The organism is Acinetobacter sp. Leaf130 (assembly GCF_001423205.1).
GTDB classification, from domain to species: Bacteria; Pseudomonadota; Gammaproteobacteria; order Pseudomonadales; family Moraxellaceae; genus Acinetobacter; species Acinetobacter calcoaceticus.
The window spans coordinates 1,036,974-1,056,072 of sequence record NZ_LMOE01000001.1 but is presented as its reverse complement, the minus strand read 5'-3'; the positions used below and the strand labels follow the sequence as shown (position 1 = coordinate 1,056,072).

General features: G+C 39.4%; 17 protein-coding genes and 1 pseudogene. 4 read left to right on the top strand and 14 right to left on the bottom strand.

Features of this window, described 5'->3' with window-relative positions; translation table 11 throughout:
• Positions 1-81 precede the first annotated feature (81 nt).
• Together ASF86_RS04580 and ASF86_RS04575 are read right to left on the bottom strand one after the other, a co-directional pair.
• On the bottom strand, positions 82-1,737 hold the full coding sequence (locus tag ASF86_RS04580) for a bifunctional protein tyrosine phosphatase family protein/NAD(P)/FAD-dependent oxidoreductase (protein WP_056479855.1): 1,656 nt from the start codon (positions 1,735-1,737) through the stop codon (positions 82-84).
• Between the two features lie 9 nt (positions 1,738-1,746).
• Positions 1,747-2,442, bottom strand: a complete 696-nt coding sequence (locus ASF86_RS04575; protein ID WP_056479852.1) for an MBL fold metallo-hydrolase — start codon at positions 2,440-2,442, stop codon at positions 1,747-1,749.
• Between the two features lie 191 nt (positions 2,443-2,633).
• Here ASF86_RS04575 and ASF86_RS04570 point away from each other — a divergent pair, with 191 nt between their 5' ends.
• Complete coding sequence (locus tag ASF86_RS04570) at positions 2,634-3,908, top strand: sigma-54 interaction domain-containing protein (protein WP_056479849.1); 1,275 nt, start codon at positions 2,634-2,636, stop codon at positions 3,906-3,908.
• A 79-nt stretch (positions 3,909-3,987) separates the two neighbouring features.
• Here the strand turns inward: ASF86_RS04570 and ASF86_RS20160 are convergent, their stop codons facing one another.
• The 9 genes and pseudogenes from ASF86_RS20160 to ASF86_RS04535 form a co-directional block, all read right to left on the bottom strand.
• Positions 3,988-4,110: a hypothetical protein gene (locus tag ASF86_RS20160; RefSeq protein WP_264753223.1), complete on the bottom strand. Its 123-nt coding sequence runs from the start codon at positions 4,108-4,110 to the stop codon at positions 3,988-3,990.
• Positions 4,111-4,154: 44 nt separating this feature from the next.
• Entirely contained in the window at positions 4,155-4,376 is a 222-nt protein-coding gene (locus tag ASF86_RS04565) for a hypothetical protein (protein WP_005040896.1), read from the bottom strand.
• Between the two features lie 88 nt (positions 4,377-4,464).
• Positions 4,465-4,691, bottom strand: a pseudogene (locus ASF86_RS19020) (hypothetical protein); the annotation flags it as partial.
• 108 nt (positions 4,692-4,799) lie between these two features.
• A complete protein-coding gene (locus ASF86_RS04560; protein WP_056479846.1) occupies positions 4,800-5,858 on the bottom strand; it encodes a 2,3-butanediol dehydrogenase in 1,059 nt (352 codons plus the stop codon).
• 29 nt (positions 5,859-5,887) lie between these two features.
• Positions 5,888-6,673, bottom strand: coding sequence for an acetoin reductase (locus tag ASF86_RS04555; RefSeq protein ID WP_056479843.1), 786 nt, complete (start codon positions 6,671-6,673; stop codon positions 5,888-5,890).
• 26 nt (positions 6,674-6,699) lie between these two features.
• The gene (gene lpdA, locus ASF86_RS04550) at positions 6,700-8,103 is read right to left on the bottom strand and encodes a dihydrolipoyl dehydrogenase (RefSeq protein ID WP_056479840.1); all 1,404 of its coding nucleotides are present in this window, start codon (positions 8,101-8,103) and stop codon (positions 6,700-6,702) included.
• A gap of 10 nt (positions 8,104-8,113) precedes the next feature.
• Positions 8,114-9,652: a 2-oxo acid dehydrogenase subunit E2 gene (locus ASF86_RS04545; RefSeq protein ID WP_056479837.1), complete on the bottom strand. Its 1,539-nt coding sequence runs from the start codon at positions 9,650-9,652 to the stop codon at positions 8,114-8,116.
• Position 9,653: 1 nt separating this feature from the next.
• A complete protein-coding gene (locus ASF86_RS04540) occupies positions 9,654-10,673 on the bottom strand; it encodes an alpha-ketoacid dehydrogenase subunit beta (RefSeq protein ID WP_005047350.1) in 1,020 nt (339 codons plus the stop codon).
• 13 nt (positions 10,674-10,686) lie between these two features.
• The gene (locus ASF86_RS04535; protein WP_056479835.1) at positions 10,687-11,649 is read right to left on the bottom strand and encodes a thiamine pyrophosphate-dependent dehydrogenase E1 component subunit alpha; all 963 of its coding nucleotides are present in this window, start codon (positions 11,647-11,649) and stop codon (positions 10,687-10,689) included.
• Positions 11,650-12,010: 361 nt separating this feature from the next.
• On the opposite strand from ASF86_RS04535, the gene lipA reads away from it, so the two are divergent.
• Both lipA and ASF86_RS04525 read left to right on the top strand, forming a co-directional pair.
• Positions 12,011-12,997, top strand: coding sequence for a lipoyl synthase (gene lipA, locus ASF86_RS04530; RefSeq protein ID WP_056479832.1), 987 nt, complete (start codon positions 12,011-12,013; stop codon positions 12,995-12,997).
• A gap of 156 nt (positions 12,998-13,153) precedes the next feature.
• Positions 13,154-14,293 carry a hypothetical protein gene (locus tag ASF86_RS04525; RefSeq protein WP_056479829.1) on the top strand — a complete coding sequence of 380 codons (1,140 nt, stop codon included), beginning with the start codon at positions 13,154-13,156 and terminating at the stop codon, positions 14,291-14,293.
• 49 nt (positions 14,294-14,342) lie between these two features.
• Here ASF86_RS04525 and ASF86_RS04520 read toward each other — a convergent pair whose 3' ends face one another.
• Entirely contained in the window at positions 14,343-15,095 is a 753-nt protein-coding gene (locus ASF86_RS04520; RefSeq protein ID WP_003651630.1) for a TenA family transcriptional regulator, read from the bottom strand.
• A gap of 319 nt (positions 15,096-15,414) precedes the next feature.
• Between ASF86_RS04520 and ASF86_RS04515 the strand changes: the two genes are divergently transcribed.
• Entirely contained in the window at positions 15,415-16,644 is a 1,230-nt protein-coding gene (locus tag ASF86_RS04515) for a GGDEF domain-containing protein (RefSeq protein WP_056479826.1), read from the top strand.
• 302 nt (positions 16,645-16,946) lie between these two features.
• Here ASF86_RS04515 and ASF86_RS04510 read toward each other — a convergent pair whose 3' ends face one another.
• Both ASF86_RS04510 and aroC read right to left on the bottom strand, forming a co-directional pair.
• Positions 16,947-17,672, bottom strand: a complete 726-nt coding sequence (locus ASF86_RS04510) for a hypothetical protein (RefSeq protein ID WP_004642725.1) — start codon at positions 17,670-17,672, stop codon at positions 16,947-16,949.
• A gap of 333 nt (positions 17,673-18,005) precedes the next feature.
• Complete coding sequence (aroC, locus tag ASF86_RS04505) at positions 18,006-19,097, bottom strand: chorismate synthase (RefSeq protein ID WP_017389561.1); 1,092 nt, start codon at positions 19,095-19,097, stop codon at positions 18,006-18,008.
• Between the last annotated feature and the right edge of the window lie 2 nt (positions 19,098-19,099).

Here is a 19,099-nt window from a genome sequence, read left to right as displayed (position 1 = left end):
CTCGGGCAAAGCATTGCTTTGCTTAACCTCTTCCGCTCAAGCACAGCTTTCGCCTTGCGCTCGTACAAAGCGTTGCTTTACTTATCCTCGCTCAGGTTTGACCATCCACTCGCGGCCCTTGAGCATGCCTTGCCAATAAATCGGTGGCAAAATTTGCTCTTTAAGTAACCATGCCAGACGAGATGGTTTTTGCCCATCAATCACCCATTTTGGAAAACTTGGAAGCAGCTTGCCACCATAACCAAACTCAGCCAGAACGATTTTTCCACGCTCTACAGTCAGTGGACATGAACCATAACCGTTATACTCACAAAAGCTCTGCTCACCTTTTAGTTTCGCAAGAACATTCACAGCGACAATTGGAGCTTGTGCACGTGCTGCCGCAGCAGTCTTGGCATTAGGGGCATTCATCACGTCGCCTAAAGCAAAAATATTGGCATGCTCGGTGTGTTGTAAGGTTTGCGGGTTAACGTTCACCCATCCAGCTTCATCTGTGAGAGTACTGGCACGAATGAAATCAGGCACTTGTTGCGGTGGAACAACATGCAACATATCAAAATCGGTTTCGACCAGTTCCACATTTTCATCGTTCACCACCTTAAACCAAGCCTTCTTCGCAGGCCCATCTACTTTGATAAGTTGATGGTTAAAATGCAGTTCAGAATCGTACTTTTCAACATATTGCATCAGTGCAGGCACATATTCTTTCACACCAAATAAAACACCGCCGCTGTTATAAAAATGGATAGAAATATCTTTAATTTTGCCGTGCTTTAACCAGTAGTCGGCTGAAAGATACATTGCTTTTTGAGGAGCACCCGCACATTTAATCGGCATAGGTGGTTGGGTAAAGATCGCCTTTCCACCGTTTAGTTGTTGTACCAGTTCCCATGTATACGGCGCTAAGTCATATCGATAGTTAGAGGTCACCCCATTTTTACCAAGGGTTTCAACTAAACCTTCAATCCCATGCCAATTCAGTTTTAAACCGGGACATACCACCAACGCTTTATATTGAATCGGTTGGCATCCTTCCAAAATAACCTGATTGTGCTCAGGGTCGAATCCTGCAACAGCAGCTTTCATCCATTTAACTTTTGATGGAATCACACTTGCCATTGAGCGTGCTGTTACTTGCGGCTTAAAAATACCAGCCCCTACCATGGTCCAGCCGGGTTGATAATAATGCGTATCTGCTGGATCAATAATGACAATATCTAAGTTCGGTTCACGGCATAAGAGACTAGACGCTACAGAAATTCCAGCTGCACCAGCCCCCACAATCACAACGCTATAGCAAGGAATCGTTGCTGGTTCATGATCACGTTTTAAAATACGTGGCACTAAGCCTTTCAAGTTAAAACCAAGTTTGTTACCTGTTTCGACTAAAAGGGCCGCATTTGAAGGATCAACTTCGGCCAAGGCCCATAGACTGATGGCACGCATGCCAGAGCGGCAATACGCTAAAACAGGTTTCTGACTATTGTGGTATAACTGTTTAAATTCGGTCACTTGCTGATCGGTAATTTTGCCACTTGTCACTGGTTGATAAATTACATTTAGGCCATGTCGCTGAGCTGCTTCTTCAATTTCAATCACATTGGGCTGATCCGGACCCTCCCCATCTGGACGGTTACATATCAGAGTTTTTATCCCCTGATCTGCAATTTTTGCGACTTCATCAGCAGTGATTTGACCAGCAACATAAAAATCTTGATTAATTCGTTTGAGTTCCATATTGCCACCTTAAGATTGCGAAGTTGAGCCACAGGCTTGATTAGCTGGTAATGCTTTATCGATCTGTTTTGGATATGGCAGATTTAAATCATCCATTAATTTAATAAAATCTTCACGGGAGCGTTTTTGGCCTAAACGTGAGTTATATAAACGTTCATTAGCAATAGTCGAAGATAGGCGTCCTTTATAATCATGTCCCGGATAAACAATTGTATCGTCAGGCAAACTGAAAAGTTGTTTATGAATACTGTCATAGAGTGTTCCAGCATTACCCGCTTGGAAGTCAGTTCGACCACATCCATCAATTAATAATGCATCCCCAGTGAAAACCATGTTTCCAACCAGATAACTCGTACAAGCATTGGTATGACCTGGTGTATAGCGCGCTTCAATACTGAGGTTGCCCAATTTAAGCGTGCAACCATCTGTGATTAAAATATCTCCGCAATTTACATCTGAATTTCGGTGTAAAACTGATTTGCAATGAAAGCGTTCACGCAGTAAATTCGCAGCCGTAATATGGTCTGCATGAACATGTGTATCTAACGTATAGATGAGTGTAAATTGATGCTGCTCTAATTCTTTTATATAAATCTCTATATCTGATGCAACTGGGTCAATTAAAACAGCCTCTCGTGTTTCTTCACACCCAAGCATATATGTATAAGTCGAACTTTCCTGCTCAAAAAACTGCTTAAAGAACATGATTTATACCCCAATAATTTATTTCTTTCCTATATTTTGCAAATAAGATGCCAATTATTTAAAATTAAATGATAAGTATAAAAATCAAATATTTAAATTAATAATTAAATTTAACTTGAGAAAATAATCGCTACTTGATGTTTCTATGCAACTTTAGTATGTTTCAATGAAACGATGGTGAAACACAAAAAATGGCAAAATTAAATTTTGAGTCAGAACAGGATTTTTTTATTCTATTTGAGCAATTAAAGGCTTTATTCCCAAGTGCTAGTCTGTTTTTAGCAGATATAACGACTCAAGCAATTCACTATAAATTTAATACAGATGATATTTCTGTCGAGAGTATGGCGGCTCTGGTTCAAGATCATCACAATCAATATCTTGAAATCAATACGCATAAAATTAAAAAGCGATTTATCTATCAAGAGCATGACATTTATATTAGCGAAAACCATTTTATTGGGAAGCTACATATTTTACAGCCAGTTGGCACAGAAGATGATATTGCTGATCAAGTGCAATTAACAGAACAGTTACAAGACTTGGCCAAGGTTTTTAATAGTTGCTCACCAGAAATGGCCCGCATGTTTTCAATTATTCAAAGAGTAGCAATTACTGAGTTTCCAGTGCTCGTCCGAGGCGAATCTGGTAGTGGTAAAGAACTGGTGGCAAAGGCTATTCATGATTATAGTCAACGTAAAAACAAGATCTTTGTAGCTATTAACTGTGCTGCTCTAAATGCAAATATTTTAGAAAGTGAACTGTTTGGGCATGTTAAAGGCGCTTTTACTGGAGCAATTCGCGACCATAAAGGTGTATTTGAACGTGCCGCAGGCGGAACTCTTTTTCTAGATGAAATTGCCGAGATTCCATTAGAGCTTCAAGCTAAATTATTACGGGTTTTAGAAACTGGTGAATTTACTCCAGTCGGTGGTGAAAAACCTATTCAGGCCAATGTCCGCATTATTACCGCAACGCACAAAGCTTTACGTGAAGAAGCTAAGGCTGGGCGTTTCCGTCACGATCTACTCTACCGCTTACGCGTGATTCCAATTTTTATACCACCCCTTAGAGAACGTAAAGTCGATATTCCACTCATTGTCGATCAGATTTTAAAAGAAAGCTCAACACAACTCGACACAATGCCTCATCAAGTCAATCAAAAAGCTATGCAGGTTTTACTGAATTATGACTGGCCAGGAAATGTGCGTGAGCTTAAAAACACATTGCTTTATGCTTTAACAATGGCAAATGGTAAAGATGAAATTGAAGTCGAAGACTTACCGAATGAGCTCTTAAATGCAGAGGATTACGTTAAATTACCCGAAGCAAATACAGAGCTTAGTCCAGAAAATGTGCAAGCAGCTTTGGAAAAATATAACCACAACCTGAATATGGTTGCCAATATTTTTGGAATTAGCCGTACTACGCTTTGGCGATATAGACAAAAACATAAGCTCGTTTAAACTTTAGTTAGGCAATCTCTTGGTGTTGTTACCCCTTTTATTGCCATGGTAATCGTTTAGGCAGCTTTTTAATGGATGATTAGTTTTGGGCATCATCTTGGCTAAATACAAAATGACCCTTTTCATCACGCTCTGGTATAGTTGTACTCGATGCCGCTTTCTTTAATAGCCATAAAAAATGCCCCGTACTGATATAGGGCATTTAGGCAACTCTAAAAATATAAAATGTTAGTAAGTTTCTCAACTTTAGAAGTGAACTTGAATTGTGTTTACAATTGGGCTATCTGTAATAATTTTCACTTGATACCCTAATTCTTCAATTACAATTTTTGCTTCTTCTAACTTTGAGATATCAACTGCTTGTTTTTGATAAGTTAAGCTGCTCAATCTATTACCAACCCTAGCATCATTAATAATTTGATCATTAATCTGATTAATAATATCTTGAACTGATAAATTAGATGACATAGTGAACATTCTCCTAAAGTGTTAGTGTTCTCTACATTATAGTAAGCGCCTGCTAATAACTTCGAAAAAAAGTCTATAATTTTACAAATTAATCGTTAAAGTCATCTTCAGGCTCTTCTTCATCAGCCTCAATAATGGCAAGTTTCCTTGCAAATGCAACTGCCTTTTTCTTCCTCATATTAACTTTAGCAATTGCCATCCTTTCTCCAGCACCGGCAATAACAGAACTTTGTCGTGCTTAAACTTGACCAATGCTAATTCTTTTTGTGTCGGTTTATTAAGACTTAAAAATTCATCATGAATAACCTCTTCTATAGCAGTTTGTTGCAATGCAGCTTTGCTAAGAAGCTAAAGATAATAACCTACCTTTATTCAACCAATAAAAAAGAGCGAATTATCGCTCTTTTTAGATTTAAGGTTTATTTATGGCTGTACAATAATCTTAACGGCGGACTCATTGTTATGAATTAAGGTTTCAAAACCTTGTGAAATCAAATCATCAAGTTGAATACGCTGAGTAATAAAAGGTTCCAGATTGATTTTACCTTCTTCAACCAGCTTAATGGTTTCCTGATGGTCATTTACATAGGCAATTGTGCCTCGTACATCGAGCTCTTTCATCACCACACTATGCACATTAATTGATGCTGGATGGCTCCAGATCGAAACAATCACTATCACACCTGTTGGTTTCACTGCCGCAACCAAAGTATCTAAAACTTTGTTAACGCTACTACATTCAAATGCAACATCGACGCCATCACCATTGGTGATTTTCATAACCTCAGAAACCACATCAACTTCTGATGGATCTAAAATATAATCTGCGACTCCCGACTCTTTGGCTTTTTCTTTACGTTTTGCACTCAGCTCGGTAATGATGACTTTAAGCCCTTTGGCCTTTAAAATTGCCGAAAGTAATAAACCAATTGGTCCTGCACCACCAACCAGTGCAATATCACCAGCCTTCGCGCCACTGCGGACATAAGCATGATGACCAACCGATAACGGTTCAATCAAGGCAGCCTGATCCAGTGGAACTTTATTTGAGATTGGATGTACCCAACGGCGTTTAACCGCAATTTTTTCCGACAAACCGCCGCCACGACCACCTAAACCAATAAAGTTCATATTTTTGGAAAGATGATAATTATCTCCCAGCCCAGTCGGAACATCCTCAGCCACAATATAAGGCTCTACGACCACATGCTGACCGACTTCAATATCATCAACACCTTCACCTACTGCATATACAACACCAGAAAACTCATGTCCCATGGTGATTGGCGCAGATTCGCCTGAAATAGGATGAGGATGTCCACACGGTGGAATAAAAATCGGTCCTTCCATAAATTCATGCAAATCTGTACCACAAATTCCACACCAAGCAACCTTAATGCCTACAGTGCCGGGAGTGACTTCTGGTTCTGGGATATCTTCAATACGGATATCGCCTCTGTCATAAAAACGCGCTGCTTTCATTATTATCTCCCTCAAATCAGGATGCTGTTTTAACGATAGACAATTCCGCCGTCCGTTAAAATCGATTGACCCGTAATGTAATCTGAATCTTCACTTGCTAGAAAAGCAACTAATGCAGCGACATCCTCTGGTGTTTGGGCTCTACCTAAAGCAATGCCTTCTACATATTTTTTATAGGTCTCACCTATAGCCGCACCAGTAATTTCAGCAAACCGTTTATCAATTTCAACCCACATGTCGGTTCCGACAATTCCGGGACAATAACCGTTTACCGTAATACCGTGACTGGCATATTCTTTTGCGGCGGCTTGGGTAAGCGCACGCACTGCAAACTTGGTTGCCGAATAAACACCCAGCAAAGCAAACCCATCATGGCCTGCAATTGAACAAGCATTAATGATTTTACCTTTATGTTGGCGTTGCTTAAATTTTGCAGCAGCAGCCTGTATGCCCCACAGTACACCGCCAATATTGATATCAACGATTTTGTGGAATTCATCGGGTGTCGTATCTGCAATAGCCTGAACCTGAGCAATTCCAGCATTATTAATCATGATGTCAAAGCCACCAAGCGTCTGCTCAGCATGATTTATAGCTGTATAAACTTGCTCTCGGTCACTGACATCGGCAATAAACGTACTGGCATTTACGCCTAGAGCTTGAATCTCTTGCTGTACAGCATTAAGTCGATCTTGTTTCATATCGACCAATGCAATGTGTACACCCTCTTGCGCCAAGCGCAGGGCAATCCCACGGCCAATGCCTTGAGCTGCCCCTGTCACTAAAGCGACTTTATTTTTTAATCCCTTAACCATTTTCAACTCCTGTAAATGTAGAATTTCTACATATGAATCGCTCGTTGCATTGAAGCTAAAATGGATTCATGCATGGCTTCTGATAATGTTGGATGTGGGAAAATCACTTGTGCTAGACTTTCATCAGTTGCTTCTAGATATTTAGCAATTGCAAAGCCTTGAATATGTTCAGTCACTTCATGGCCCACCATGTGTGCACCAAGTAGCTCCCCCGTTTCTGCATGTATGACAGTTTTAACGAAACCTGACGCATCTCCAATTGCCAAAGCTTTGCCATTCGCAGTTAAAGAAAACTTGCCGATTCGTACGGGTAAGTTCTGAGCTTTTGCTGCGCTTTCAGTCAGACCAATGCTAGCCACTTGTGGATGAGTAAAAATGCAACCCGGAATTTGGCTACGGTCGAGTGAATGCACGTTTGCCACGCCAGCAATTTTTTCAACACATATCATGGCTTCATGGCTTGCTTTGTGGGCAAGACACGGCGCACCTGCCACATCACCAATTGCGTAGAGGCCTACAACATTGGTTTTACAATAGGCATCAATTGCCACAAAACCTTGCGGATTCAGTTCTACATCTAAACGTTCCAGTCCTAGTCCCGCAGTATTAGGCTGTACACCAATTGCCGAAAGCACACGGTCAAAAACGACTGTTTGAACATCATTTGCCGTTTCAATTACACAGTGAACTTGCCCATTTTCAATTTGAATACTTTGAACAACAGCATCCGTTAGGACCCTCATTCCTTTTTGTTCAAATTGTTTTCTAACGTATTGAGCAACTTCTGCATCTTCAGTCGGTAAAATTTGCTTAGCTAAATCAATAAGTGTGACTTGACACCCCAAGTCTTGATAGAGGCTGGCAAACTCACTACCAATCGCACCCGAACCAACGACGAGTAAGCTTTTTGGCAGTTCTTCTGGAATAAGTGCTTCTTTATAGCTCCAGACATACGTTCCATCGACAGGAAGTTGAGGAATATGTCGGGCTTTAGCACCGGTTGCCAAAATAATATGTGGTGCACTTAAAGCCTGACTTTTACCTTGAGCATCGGTCACTTCAATTTTTTCTTTAGCCGTAAGTTCGGCACGACCATTAAATACAGTCACCAGATTCTTTTTAAGCAAGTAATCAATGCCTTGTACCAACTGTGCCGAAACTTGTCGGCTATGTTGTACAAGCTTTTGAATATCAAAATCGAGTTGAGATACCTGAAAACCAAACTGTGCTGCATTTTTAAATTGAGTGGCAAGTTCTGCCCCTGCAAGTAAAGCTTTAGTTGGAATACAGCCCCAATTCAGGCATATTCCGCCCAAATGTTGCTCTTCTACAATTGCGGTTTTTAGCCCGAGCTGGGCTGCACGAATTGCAGCCACATATCCACCCGGTCCCGCACCAATCACAATCAAATCGAATTGAGTTTCTGACATGCGGGTTCTCCTACACCAAAATTAAAGCAGGGTTTTCAACAAACTGCTTAAAGCTGGCCAAGAATTTCGCCCCAACTGCACCATCAATGATTCGATGATCACATGACAATGTCGCTGTGACAATTTCACGAACCACTACATTTCCATTTTCAACGACAACACGTGGTTCTGAAGCACCCAATGCCATAATTGCACCTTGTGGTGGGTTAATAATCGCATCGAACTGTTTAATGCCTAACATTCCTAAATTGGAAATACTAAAGCTGCCTCCCTGAAATTCATCAGGTTGTAACTTGCCAGTCTTGGCACGCGTTGCCAAATCACGCATGTCATCGGAAATCTGTGCTAAAGACTTCTGATTAGCGGCTTTCACAATTGGTGTAATTAAACCGTTTGGAATCGCCACAGCCACTGAAATATCTGCTTGTGAAAATTGCAGAATCGATTGTGTAGCTTCATCAAATTGAACATTCACTTCAGGCACTTTAATAAGTGCTGCTGCTGCCGCTTTAATCAGCATGTCATTAATAGATAGCTTCACCTGTGGAACAGTCTCATTGATCTGCTTACGTAAATTTTGAAGTGCTTCCACGTTTAGATCGACTACAAGACGGAAATGTGGCGCATTACGTTTTGCCACTTGCAAGCGTGAGGCAATCGCTTTACGCATACCATTCATCGCTACAGTGGTGATTGTCGATTGTGATTGAGCAACAGTACACTGGGTGGACTGCTCACTTCCCGCCGTTGGGTTATCACGGCTGTAAACCGCTTCAACATCTTCTTTGCAAACGCGGCCTCGGCTACCTGAAACACGGCAGTCATTGAGGTTAATGCCCCATTGTTTTGCCAAACGGCGTGCAACAGGTGTTGCTAAAACACGGCTATCATCGGCAGTAGATTTCACTACTTTAGCTTGATGTTGCTGCTTAACATCAGGCCACTGGCCTTCAGCAGCTTGCACAGCCTTTTGGATGTCTTGAACGCTAATACGCCCTTCACGACCCGAACCCGTCACTTTTGCCAAATTAACATTATGCTTTTCAGCAAGTTTAAAGGCATGCGGAGTTGCAAAAAGCTCATTAGATGCTTGATAGCCTTGTAATGACTCTGGTACAGCATAGTCACCTTTAGTAGCTTTTAATGGAACCGAAGCGCTAGTTGCTACAGTCTTTGGCTGTTCCGCTTTTTCAACAGCAGGTGCAGATGCTACCGCTACACTCTGCTCCGAAGATGTTTCAGGTTCTTTAGCTGCTGAACCACCCAATGATGCAATAAACTTCTCAATTTCTGCATCAGAAACTTGGCTTTCAGCACACACAGCAATAAGACCGCCTACAGGTAAAGTATCACCGTCTTTTGCTAAGATTTTACGGAGTGTTCCCGCAAAAGGTGCTTCTAATACATTGACGATTTTTGTGGTTTCAATTTCACAAATTTCATCGCCCTTATTAAAGCTATCGCCTTCTTTAATCAACCATTGGGCAATCGTGCCTTCTTCCATGGATAATCCCCATTTCGGGATCTCCAGCGTTTTAATTTCGCTCATCCTAAGCCTCCAATGTTTTTCGCACAGCTTGCTCAATACGCTCTACACTTGGAATCCATTCTTTTTCTAAAACTGGAGAGAATGGAACAGGCGTATGTGGTGGCGTTACGAGTTCAACAGGTGCTTTCAAATAATGGAAACCTTTCTGTGCAACCAATGCAGCAACATCATGACCAAAACCACAGCGTGCCGCTGACTCATCCACAATCACAACACGCCCAGTTGATGCCACAGACTCTAAAATTCCTTCTTCATCAAGAGGCGAAATTGTTCGAGGGTCTACTACTTCAACCGAAATACCATCTTTTGCTAGCTTATCTGCTACTTCATTAGCGCGGTGTACCATCAAACCTAAAGCAATAATGGTCACGTCCGTACCTTCTCGGGTGTAATTTGCTACCCCAAAAGGAATGGTATAGGCTTCATCAGGAACGTCACCTTTAATGTCATAGAGCATTTTGTGCTCACAGAACACGACAGGATCGTCATCTCGAATTGCTTGAATTAAAAGTCCTTTCACATCATATGGACTTGATGGAACCACAACTTTTAAGCCCGGAACCGCGGCAAATACGTTATATGGTGACTGAGAGTGCTGAGCTGCTGCCGAAAAACCCGCACCAATCATACCGCGCACGACCATTGGTGCTTTTGCTTTTCCACCGAACATATAACGGAATTTAGCGGCTTGGTTATAAAGCATGTCATGACACACGCCATAAAAATCCATAAACATTAGATCGGCAACTGGTCTCAAACCTGTCGCAGCAGCCCCAGCCGCCATACCAATAATTGCAGATTCAGTAATTGGCGTATCAATAACACGCTCCGAACCAAACTCTGTCCACAAACCTTTAGTTACACCCAGCACACCACCGAAACCTTCAAGCTGGTTATCTTCGGTATTTTTACCGCCATGTCCGCCGCGTACATCTTCGCCCACAACAAACACAGTTGGGTCACGGCGCATTTCTGATTCAATGGCTTCTTTAATTGCATTACGAAAACTTTTATTTGGCATCTTTACTATTCCTTTAGTAAGAGACATAGACGTCGGTAAGGAGTTGTTCTGGTTTTGGATATGCCGCTGCACGAGCTTTAGCAACTGCATCATCAACGTTTGCCTTAGACACTGCATCAATCTCGTCTAATTTAGCTTCATCAATTTTGCCTTTAACTTTTTCTCGGAAAATTTTCAAAGGGTCTTTATTTTCTTTAACAAAGTCGACTTCTTCTTTTGAGCGAATGAGCCCTGGGTCACCTTCAAAATGTCCATAAAAACGGTTAGTAATCGTTTCAATAACACTTGGCCCTTCACCACGGCGCGCACGTTCAATGGCAGTTTTGGCCGCTTCATATACAGCAAAGAAATCAGTACCATCGACTTTAACTGCTGGCAAACCAAAACCTGCCGCACGCCCTGCAATGTCTTTACTTCCTACCGCGTAGTCATGACCTGTACCCTCACCAAACCCATTGTTCTCAAAGACAAAAATTACAGGAAGTTTAAGTACGACAGCCATGTTCATCGCTTCAAAGGTAAGCCCCTGATTTGAACCGCCATCACCTGTAAAAGAAAGCCCGACACCGCCTGTCTTTAAGGTTTTAGCTGTTAGCGCTGCACCAATTGCCAAAGGAGGTCCACCACCAACAATCCCGTTGGCGCCAAGCATGCCTTTGTCTAAATCGGCAATATGCATAGAGCCGCCTTTTCCTCGGCACAGCCCATCATCTTTACCGAAAATTTCCAGCATCATGCCGTGAATGTCACAGCCTTTTGCAATACAGTGTCCATGGCCACGATGGGTTGAAGTGATGTAGTCTTTATCTGTTAAATTCTCACAAATACCGACTGCTACAGCCTCTTCACCACTATATAAGTGAATAAAGCCGGGAATATCACCATTGGTATTTTCTTCGTGAAGTCTATCTTCAAATTCACGAATATCACGCATGCTTTTATATGCTGCGAGTAATTGCTCTTCCGTTAATTGCATATCCTTTTCCTTTGTTATCTTGATTTTAAAAATCAACCAAGTTTCAAGCGAAAATACTAATTCGCTATAAATACTTAAACTTAAATTCAATAATTTATCTATTAGACTAAAAAGTTTTTATTTAAAATACTCCCAATTAAATTATTAATTTCAAAAACTTAATAACTCAAAATAAATTTAAAAAAATTTTATAATTTTCATTAGCTTGCAAAACAAACCTTTAACCAACCTTTGTTATTTTATAATACTCGCCACACCCTGTGTTTATAATTAATTGCGACTTATTAAGGAAATTTAAATTAGTCTTTAAATTAAATAGGCAGGAGTTTAAGTAAGTTTTAAATAAAATGGAATTATTAATATGGATTTTAAAAGACAAGTGGAAACTGGTATTAAATTACGGGGAGCTGATAAAGTCGCCCGTATTCCAATTAAGGTTTTACCAACAGAAGAGTTGCCAACTAAACCTGAGTGGATTAGAGCAAAAATTACAGATTTTGAAGAAATTAAACGTATAAAAAACCTTTTACGTCAGCAAAAGTTACATAGCGTTTGCGAAGAAGCGGCATGTCCAAATTTACCGGAATGCTTTGGTGGAGGTACAGCAACGTTTATGATCATGGGTGATATCTGCACCAGACGTTGCCCTTTTTGTGATGTCGCTCATGGTCGCCCAAAACCCCTAGACGAAGATGAACCTAAACATTTGGCCGAAACAGTAGCAAACTTAAACTTAAAATATGTAGTGATTACCTCTGTAGACCGTGATGATCTACATGATGGTGGTGCTGCTCATTTTGTAAAGTGCATTGAAGAGATCAGAAACCGCTGCCCAGAAACTTTGATTGAAATTTTGGTACCCGATTTTCGCGGTCGTTTGGAGACAGCTCTTTCGACTTTGAGCTTATCTCCTCCCGATGTTTTTAATCACAATATCGAAACTGTTCCTCGTTTATATAAGGCAATGCGTCCAGGCTCAGACTATCAACATTCATTGGAACTACTAAAACGCTTTAAAGCATATTGTCCCGATATCAAAACTAAATCTGGTTTAATGGTTGGATTAGGAGAAATTGAAGCAGAAGTGCTTGCCCTACTAAATGACTTAAAAGATTATCAGGTAGACCTTATTACCATTGGACAGTACTTGCAGCCTTCAAAGTCACATGCACCTATTCATCGATTTGTAAATTTACAAGAATTTGAAAGATATACGCGACATGGCAAACGGCTAGGTTTTAAAAATATCTGGAGTGCCCCTATGGTCCGTTCTAGCTACTTTGCTGACCGACAATATTTTGGAGAAGAAGTACCAAAACCTTTTAGTCGAAAAGATGTCTTATCTTAAAGATCATGTAATTAACAAAACTTATCCAATAGGCTAATGGTCAAGACTTATAAAAGTATTTAAGGTAAGGAGATAACGAGGAAATAGTCACAATAAAAAAGTTATAACGGTTGAACGGCTACGGATACGCCATTTCAATGATAAAGGAATTTCGATATGGATATGTCAGAACAATTATCATCGCCTTTTATAGATACTACGCCGTCTTTATTTCGGCCAGAAAAGTCATCTCATTCTCAATATTTAGGAAAAAAGCCATCAGTTGACCTTGAAGCGGCTCCATTATTTGACCTAACCGAAGAATGGGAACATTCATTATTCGGACGTTCAATTCACGAGTGTCACCGAAACTTAATGCACATTGCCGAAGATGCCGATATGGCAATTGGTGTAACCGACCCACATGGCACTCTACTTTGGACATGGAGCAGTCATCCAATGCGCTCTTCGGCAGAGCAAGTTCATTTTGTTGAAGGCGGCCAGTGGTCTACTCAAGCTGTGGGGCAAAATGCAATTGGTTTAGCATTAAATACTCATTCAGCTAACTGCGTTTACTCACACGAAAACCAAATGAATAGTGTAAGAGATTGGGTCTGCTATGCAGCGCCGATTACCGATGCAAACACAGGCCAGTTTTATGGGATTATGAATTTATCGACTAAATATCAAAAGCATAACTCGTTAGGTCTTTTAGCCGTTGAGAGATGTGCGGACATTGTTAAACAAGCAATTCAGCTTCACCAAAAAAATATTTTATACATTAAGGCCTTTGGAACTCCAAAAGTTCAATATAACCAACGCAGCCTTACTTTAACTCAACGTCAAATTGAGATTCTGTGCATTCTGACACTGTGCCCTGAAGGTATTAATCTTGAAGAGCTTCACTATTCTTTATATGGCGATCGGCCTGTAAGTACGACCACTTTAAAAGCAGAACTATCTCAACTCAGAAACTTAATTCCCGATGTGATCGAGTCTCGTCCTTACCGACTGAACTGTGAAATTCAATGTGATTTTTTAATGGCAGAACAAGCATTAAATTTAGGCTTTACATCGACAACACTAACGCTTTATAGAGGGAGTTTTTTAGCTAAATCGGAAAGTCCATTTTTGTGTGCATGGAGAGATTGTTTTGATGCTCGTTTAAGTCATGTGATTTATCAGATTGAAGATGTTGATCAATTATTACGAGTCGTAAGCCGTGTTCCTGACCGTGTAGACGCTGTTGAGCGTTTGCTTGAATTATTGCCTGAAGATACGCCTTATCGAACCAAACTGTTAAAGCTACTCGAATAAAATAAAAGGGAGAATATCCATACGATATCCTCCCTTTTTTAAGATAAGATCAAGCAGAGGCTTGAAGCTGTACCTTATAACAATCGTCTAAGGCTAATTCATAATACCGCAGCCCTTCTTCCGCAGCATGAAAAGCTTTTTGCTGCCAGTCGGGACGATCATTACATAAACGCTTAATCAGCTCCATGGCTTCATAAGGATGAAGATCATCATAGTGAGCATGCGCACGCAACCAAGCTAAAGAACGTTTATCAATCGTTACTTCAGGATGATCAGTATAGGTATGAATACCCTTATAGACCTGAATTGACCAATCCCCAGTTGCCCATTCAATTGCCAGATTTGTTGCAGCAAGGCATTCTGCTAAATTACCGCGATGACTCATATTCCATAAGAAATGATTCACCGCATTCATCGCAGCTGGCGGTCGTACATGATCAAGCTCATCAACAGTTAAGCCAAAACCTCCAGCCCAGTCGCGATACCATTTTAAATGTCGCTCTTCTACCTTAATATTCTGGATTAACCAATCTCGTGCTTCTGTAACGCCAGGTTCAGAAAACCCCGTTGCTTTGCCTAACGCCCCTGCCATATATGACGGGAAATGCGCGACTAATGGATAGAAATTAAGTAAAGCATAACGGAAACTATCTAGGCTCAATCCCCCATTGGCCATTTCCGAAAAAAACGGATGTTTACTCACCCGTTCTTTCGCTGGTAGCAGATCATCCCAGAACTGCTGTGACCATCCATTATGCGGTGTAATTTCTAAATGCATTCCATATTGATTTAGAGCAGTCATTGCTAATTTTCCTATTTATATGACAGCAATCATCTGTATTTCACGGTATAAGTCTATCCGAAAATGATAAAGATACAATCGTTAATCGACCATTTGTAACTTTTTTCGATGGATTGTGAATCTTTAGATAATTGTTAGGCTAATCGTTGAAATGTCGTGATTTTTATCACATTTAACTTAGATAAAAATCATTACTTTTTTAAAAAAACTGTATTATTATTTTGAATAAATCACACATTATATAATCAATATTTTTAGATGGAACTTTACTAAAATAAGTCTCATTTTATGACAACTTCCAATATAGTGAGCATTAATTATGAAGTTGCAGGGTTCCAATATATTGGGACAGGAACAAATAGATTTATTAACCACACGAGGATTAAATTTCGTATGGTTTCCAAAGCAGCTTGAAACGATTTATCGTTTTCAATACCAAAATGGTGCTGCCTATGAGTTCCGCTATAGAGCGCCTATTATTTTAATATTATATATATTTTTAAGCTTTGGTATATATCAAGTTTTACCAACTGAGCAAGTTTTACCCTGGTTTAGCTATTATTCTTGGGTAGGTATAATCATTCTTATCGCCTGGATTTTATCATTTATTAAAAAATTAAATCAGTATTTTGATTATTATGTAGGAGTCGGTTCAGCTTTAGCTGTTGCGATCACTTTTATTTTAATCAACGTAATTGAGAATGGCCAAGATAATGTTCTTTTTCATGCAGCGATGATGTATGCGATTGTGATTATCTATGGTGCGGTAGGTATGCGCTTTTATACCGCCATATTTGCTGGATGGATGGGTGGGCTTGTTGGAATTTTGGCAAGTAATTACTTAAATGGGGTGATCGACTGGACCTTCTTGAACCGGACTTACACCTTCAGTAGTTTTTTAGGAATGACCCTTGCCTATGCAACTGACCGTCAACATAGAGAAAACTATTTACAAAACTGCATGATTGAGCTGAATCGTATTGAACTGATGCAGCAAGCACAACAATTATCTTTACTTTCACAACAAGACGCACTCACTGGTTTAGCCAATCGACGTTATCTAGATGAAACACTTGATAATGAATGGCGCCGTGCTTTACGACATGAAATGCCCCTGACCATCATGATGGTCGATATCGACTATTTTAAAGCATACAACGACACTTTAGGACATCTAAAGGGAGATGAATGCTTAAAAGAAATCGCAATTGCTATTTCTTCTATTGCTGCACGCAGTGGTGATTTAGTTGCTCGTTATGGCGGCGAAGAATTTTTACTCTTATTCCCAATGACAAATGCTCAGCAAGCCTTGATCCAAGTTGAACGTTTAATGAATGCTATTGATAAAATTGCAATTGAGCACCCATGCAGTGATGTTTCACCACATGTCACCATTAGTGTTGGAGTCGCAACCACAATTCCTCGTCTAAACGATTCAATTTCTGCTTTTGTAGCTCGTGCTGACCATGCTTTGTATAAAGCAAAAACCAATGGGCGTAATCAATATAAAATTGCTGTAAACGAAGAACAAATTGTAGATTTAACTTAAAGTCAGACTTCTATTCAAAATGACTTTTGACTAATTATTATCTCTCTTAACTTCTTTTATAGCTCCTTTCCCAATTAAAATGACTCGAAATAAACAATTAGCTTTTCCATCCGTGGTAAAGCTAAAATGTAATTTAGAACCAGTACGTACCAAAACCTCTTTTATTTAAATTTAAACCATCTGTTAAAAATGACTTATATAAACTTAATAAATTTAGCGAATTTCAATACATCAACATCCTGTTTTTATATAATGAACATTACTAGATTCAGATAATCTAATATAGAAAAAATTCCATTTAATTAGAGCTCGCCTTTCAACCTCTTCCAAAATTTAATTAAAAAATAAAATAGTGAATTTTGTTCTATTCTTTGCGGTACTGTGGAAATAGCTTCAGTTGAAAATGGTAAAATCGAAACAATATTCTCATGTATTGTTTCATAATTTGGATAGGCTTCTTTTTTTATTATTTCTATAATTTTTTGTATTTCATCAATAGATAAATTCAAAAACCTCTTAATTTCTTGGGCTGTTTTTGACTCAATAGATAATAAGGCACAAACTCTAGTGACATTAACAATCTGCTCAGCATGAATGTTTTTAAAGTTTGGATAACAGACAAGCTTGTAAAGAATTTTTGTCTCTAAATGATCTTTAGACACTATATTCTCGTTATTTATTATACGTTCTTGATGACTTGTTTTAAAATATTCATTCTTCTCAATATCTTGTAAAATATTGAGAAGTTCCTGATATCTTATCGGTCTCTTCAAACCATACTGATAGCCCTTTAAAAGCTCAGGATTATTACTTAATACGATCTTAATTTTTTTTGGAATAAGAATATTCGTATAACCACTATCTAAATCAATAATATGTATATCAGGATTGTCTTCACTATATATCCAATTCCCCACAAGATGAGATGACAAAGATAAGTCATGAATAACTTTTATCATTGCCTCTAAATTTTTAGGCAATAGCCTATCCTTTGACATACAGCCAATTCTATATGTACACTGATTCATTGATATTTCCCCAATTTCAATGATGACTTTGAAAATTCTTTGTTTAAAGTAATAAAAATTTAAATATGTAATAAACTTATATAAAAGTAATTTGAGTAAATTAACTTTCAGTGATAAATATAGATATCGGGTGTAGTGAAAATTAACAAGATTTAATTGCCAAGTTCTACAGATGAATATACTCAAAAATAATTCGCAGAATATTATATTTATATAAATATTATAAGACAAGAAAATAATTTAAAATTTAATCAAACTCAATGGAATAAAAATTTAAAACCCCATATTTAAATTAAATATGGGGTTTTTATTTACTTTAGTTAAAAATTATGACTATGGTTCAATTGGAGCAAATGGTGGAATAACATCTGCATTTTGTGCGCGATGGCGTAAGAAGTGATCCATCAAAACAATTGCTAACATTGCTTCAGCAATTGGAGTTGCTCGAACACCTACGCAAGGATCATGACGGCCTTTAGTCAACACATCTGTATCTTCACGATTTAAATTAATCGTTTTACCTAGTGTCGTAATGCTTGCTGTTGGTTTTAGTGCAATAGCGACTCGAATGGTCTGGCCACTTGAGATACCACCCAAGATACCGCCTGCATGATTCGCTAAAAAGCCATTACTGGTCATTTCATCACGTGTTTCATGACCAAACTGTCCAGCAACTGCAAAGCCATCACCAATTTCAACACCTTTAACCGCATTAATACTCATCATCGCATGAGCAATGTCAGCATCTAAACGGTCAAAAACAGGTTCGCCCCAACCCACAGGAACTTTCTCAGCTAAAATTTCTAGCTTTGCGCCACAGCTTGTTCCTTGTTCACGTAAAGAAGTCACTAAGGCTTCAAAACGCGAAACAGCGTCTACATCACCACAGAAAAATGGATTATTCGAAACTTCATTCCAATCCAGTTTTTCGGCAACTTCATTACCAATTTGTGTCACATGACCACGAATCAAAACGCCAAATTTTTCTGCTAAATATTTTTTAGCAATTGCACCTGCTGCAACACGCATAGCAGTTTCACGAGCACTTGAACGCCCCCCGCCACGATAGTCACGGAAGCCGTATTTTTGCGTATATGTATAGTCGGCATGGCCAGGTCTAAAAGTTTGGGCAATATTGCCATAATCTTTCGATTTTTGGTCAGTATTACGAATCAATAAACCAATTGGTGTACCAGTGGTTTTACCCTCAAATACACCTGAAATAATTTCAACTTGATCAGGCTCTTTGCGTTGAGTCGCAAATTTTGATGTACCTGGCTTACGACGGTCTAGATCTTTTTGTAGATCTTCTTCGGTTAACGCAAGGCCCGGTGGCACACCATCAACAATTGCCATTAAGCCAACGCCATGAGACTCACCACAAGTAGTTACACGAAAGAGTTGTCCAATACTATTCCCTGCCATAT

What these genes read in the sequence shown, in the direction of transcription:
- lpdA (WP_056479840.1), bottom strand. Translation starts at nt 8,103, where the DNA reads ATGTCAGAAACTCAATTCGATTTGATTGTGATTGGTGCGGGACCGGGT.
- ASF86_RS04525 (WP_056479829.1), top strand. Translation starts at nt 13,154, where the DNA reads ATGGATATGTCAGAACAATTATCATCGCCTTTTATAGATACTACGCCG.
- ASF86_RS04520 (WP_003651630.1), bottom strand. Translation starts at nt 15,095, where the DNA reads ATGACTGCTCTAAATCAATATGGAATGCATTTAGAAATTACACCGCAT.
- ASF86_RS04580 (WP_056479855.1), bottom strand. Translation starts at nt 1,737, where the DNA reads ATGGAACTCAAACGAATTAATCAAGATTTTTATGTTGCTGGTCAAATC.
- ASF86_RS04515 (WP_056479826.1), top strand. Translation starts at nt 15,415, where the DNA reads ATGAAGTTGCAGGGTTCCAATATATTGGGACAGGAACAAATAGATTTA.
- ASF86_RS04510 (WP_004642725.1), bottom strand. Translation starts at nt 17,672, where the DNA reads ATGAATCAGTGTACATATAGAATTGGCTGTATGTCAAAGGATAGGCTA.
- ASF86_RS04565 (WP_005040896.1), bottom strand. Translation starts at nt 4,376, where the DNA reads ATGTCATCTAATTTATCAGTTCAAGATATTATTAATCAGATTAATGAT.
- ASF86_RS04545 (WP_056479837.1), bottom strand. Translation starts at nt 9,652, where the DNA reads ATGAGCGAAATTAAAACGCTGGAGATCCCGAAATGGGGATTATCCATG.
- ASF86_RS04535 (WP_056479835.1), bottom strand. Translation starts at nt 11,649, where the DNA reads ATGCAATTAACGGAAGAGCAATTACTCGCAGCATATAAAAGCATGCGT.
- ASF86_RS04570 (WP_056479849.1), top strand. Translation starts at nt 2,634, where the DNA reads ATGGCAAAATTAAATTTTGAGTCAGAACAGGATTTTTTTATTCTATTT.
- ASF86_RS20160 (WP_264753223.1), bottom strand. Translation starts at nt 4,110, where the DNA reads ATGCCCTATATCAGTACGGGGCATTTTTTATGGCTATTAAAGAAAGCG.
- aroC (WP_017389561.1), bottom strand. Translation starts at nt 19,097, where the DNA reads ATGGCAGGGAATAGTATTGGACAACTCTTTCGTGTAACTACTTGTGGT.
- ASF86_RS04575 (WP_056479852.1), bottom strand. Translation starts at nt 2,442, where the DNA reads ATGTTCTTTAAGCAGTTTTTTGAGCAGGAAAGTTCGACTTATACATAT.
- lipA (WP_056479832.1), top strand. Translation starts at nt 12,011, where the DNA reads ATGGATTTTAAAAGACAAGTGGAAACTGGTATTAAATTACGGGGAGCT.
- ASF86_RS04560 (WP_056479846.1), bottom strand. Translation starts at nt 5,858, where the DNA reads ATGAAAGCAGCGCGTTTTTATGACAGAGGCGATATCCGTATTGAAGAT.
- ASF86_RS04555 (WP_056479843.1), bottom strand. Translation starts at nt 6,673, where the DNA reads ATGGTTAAGGGATTAAAAAATAAAGTCGCTTTAGTGACAGGGGCAGCT.
- ASF86_RS04540 (WP_005047350.1), bottom strand. Translation starts at nt 10,673, where the DNA reads ATGCCAAATAAAAGTTTTCGTAATGCAATTAAAGAAGCCATTGAATCA.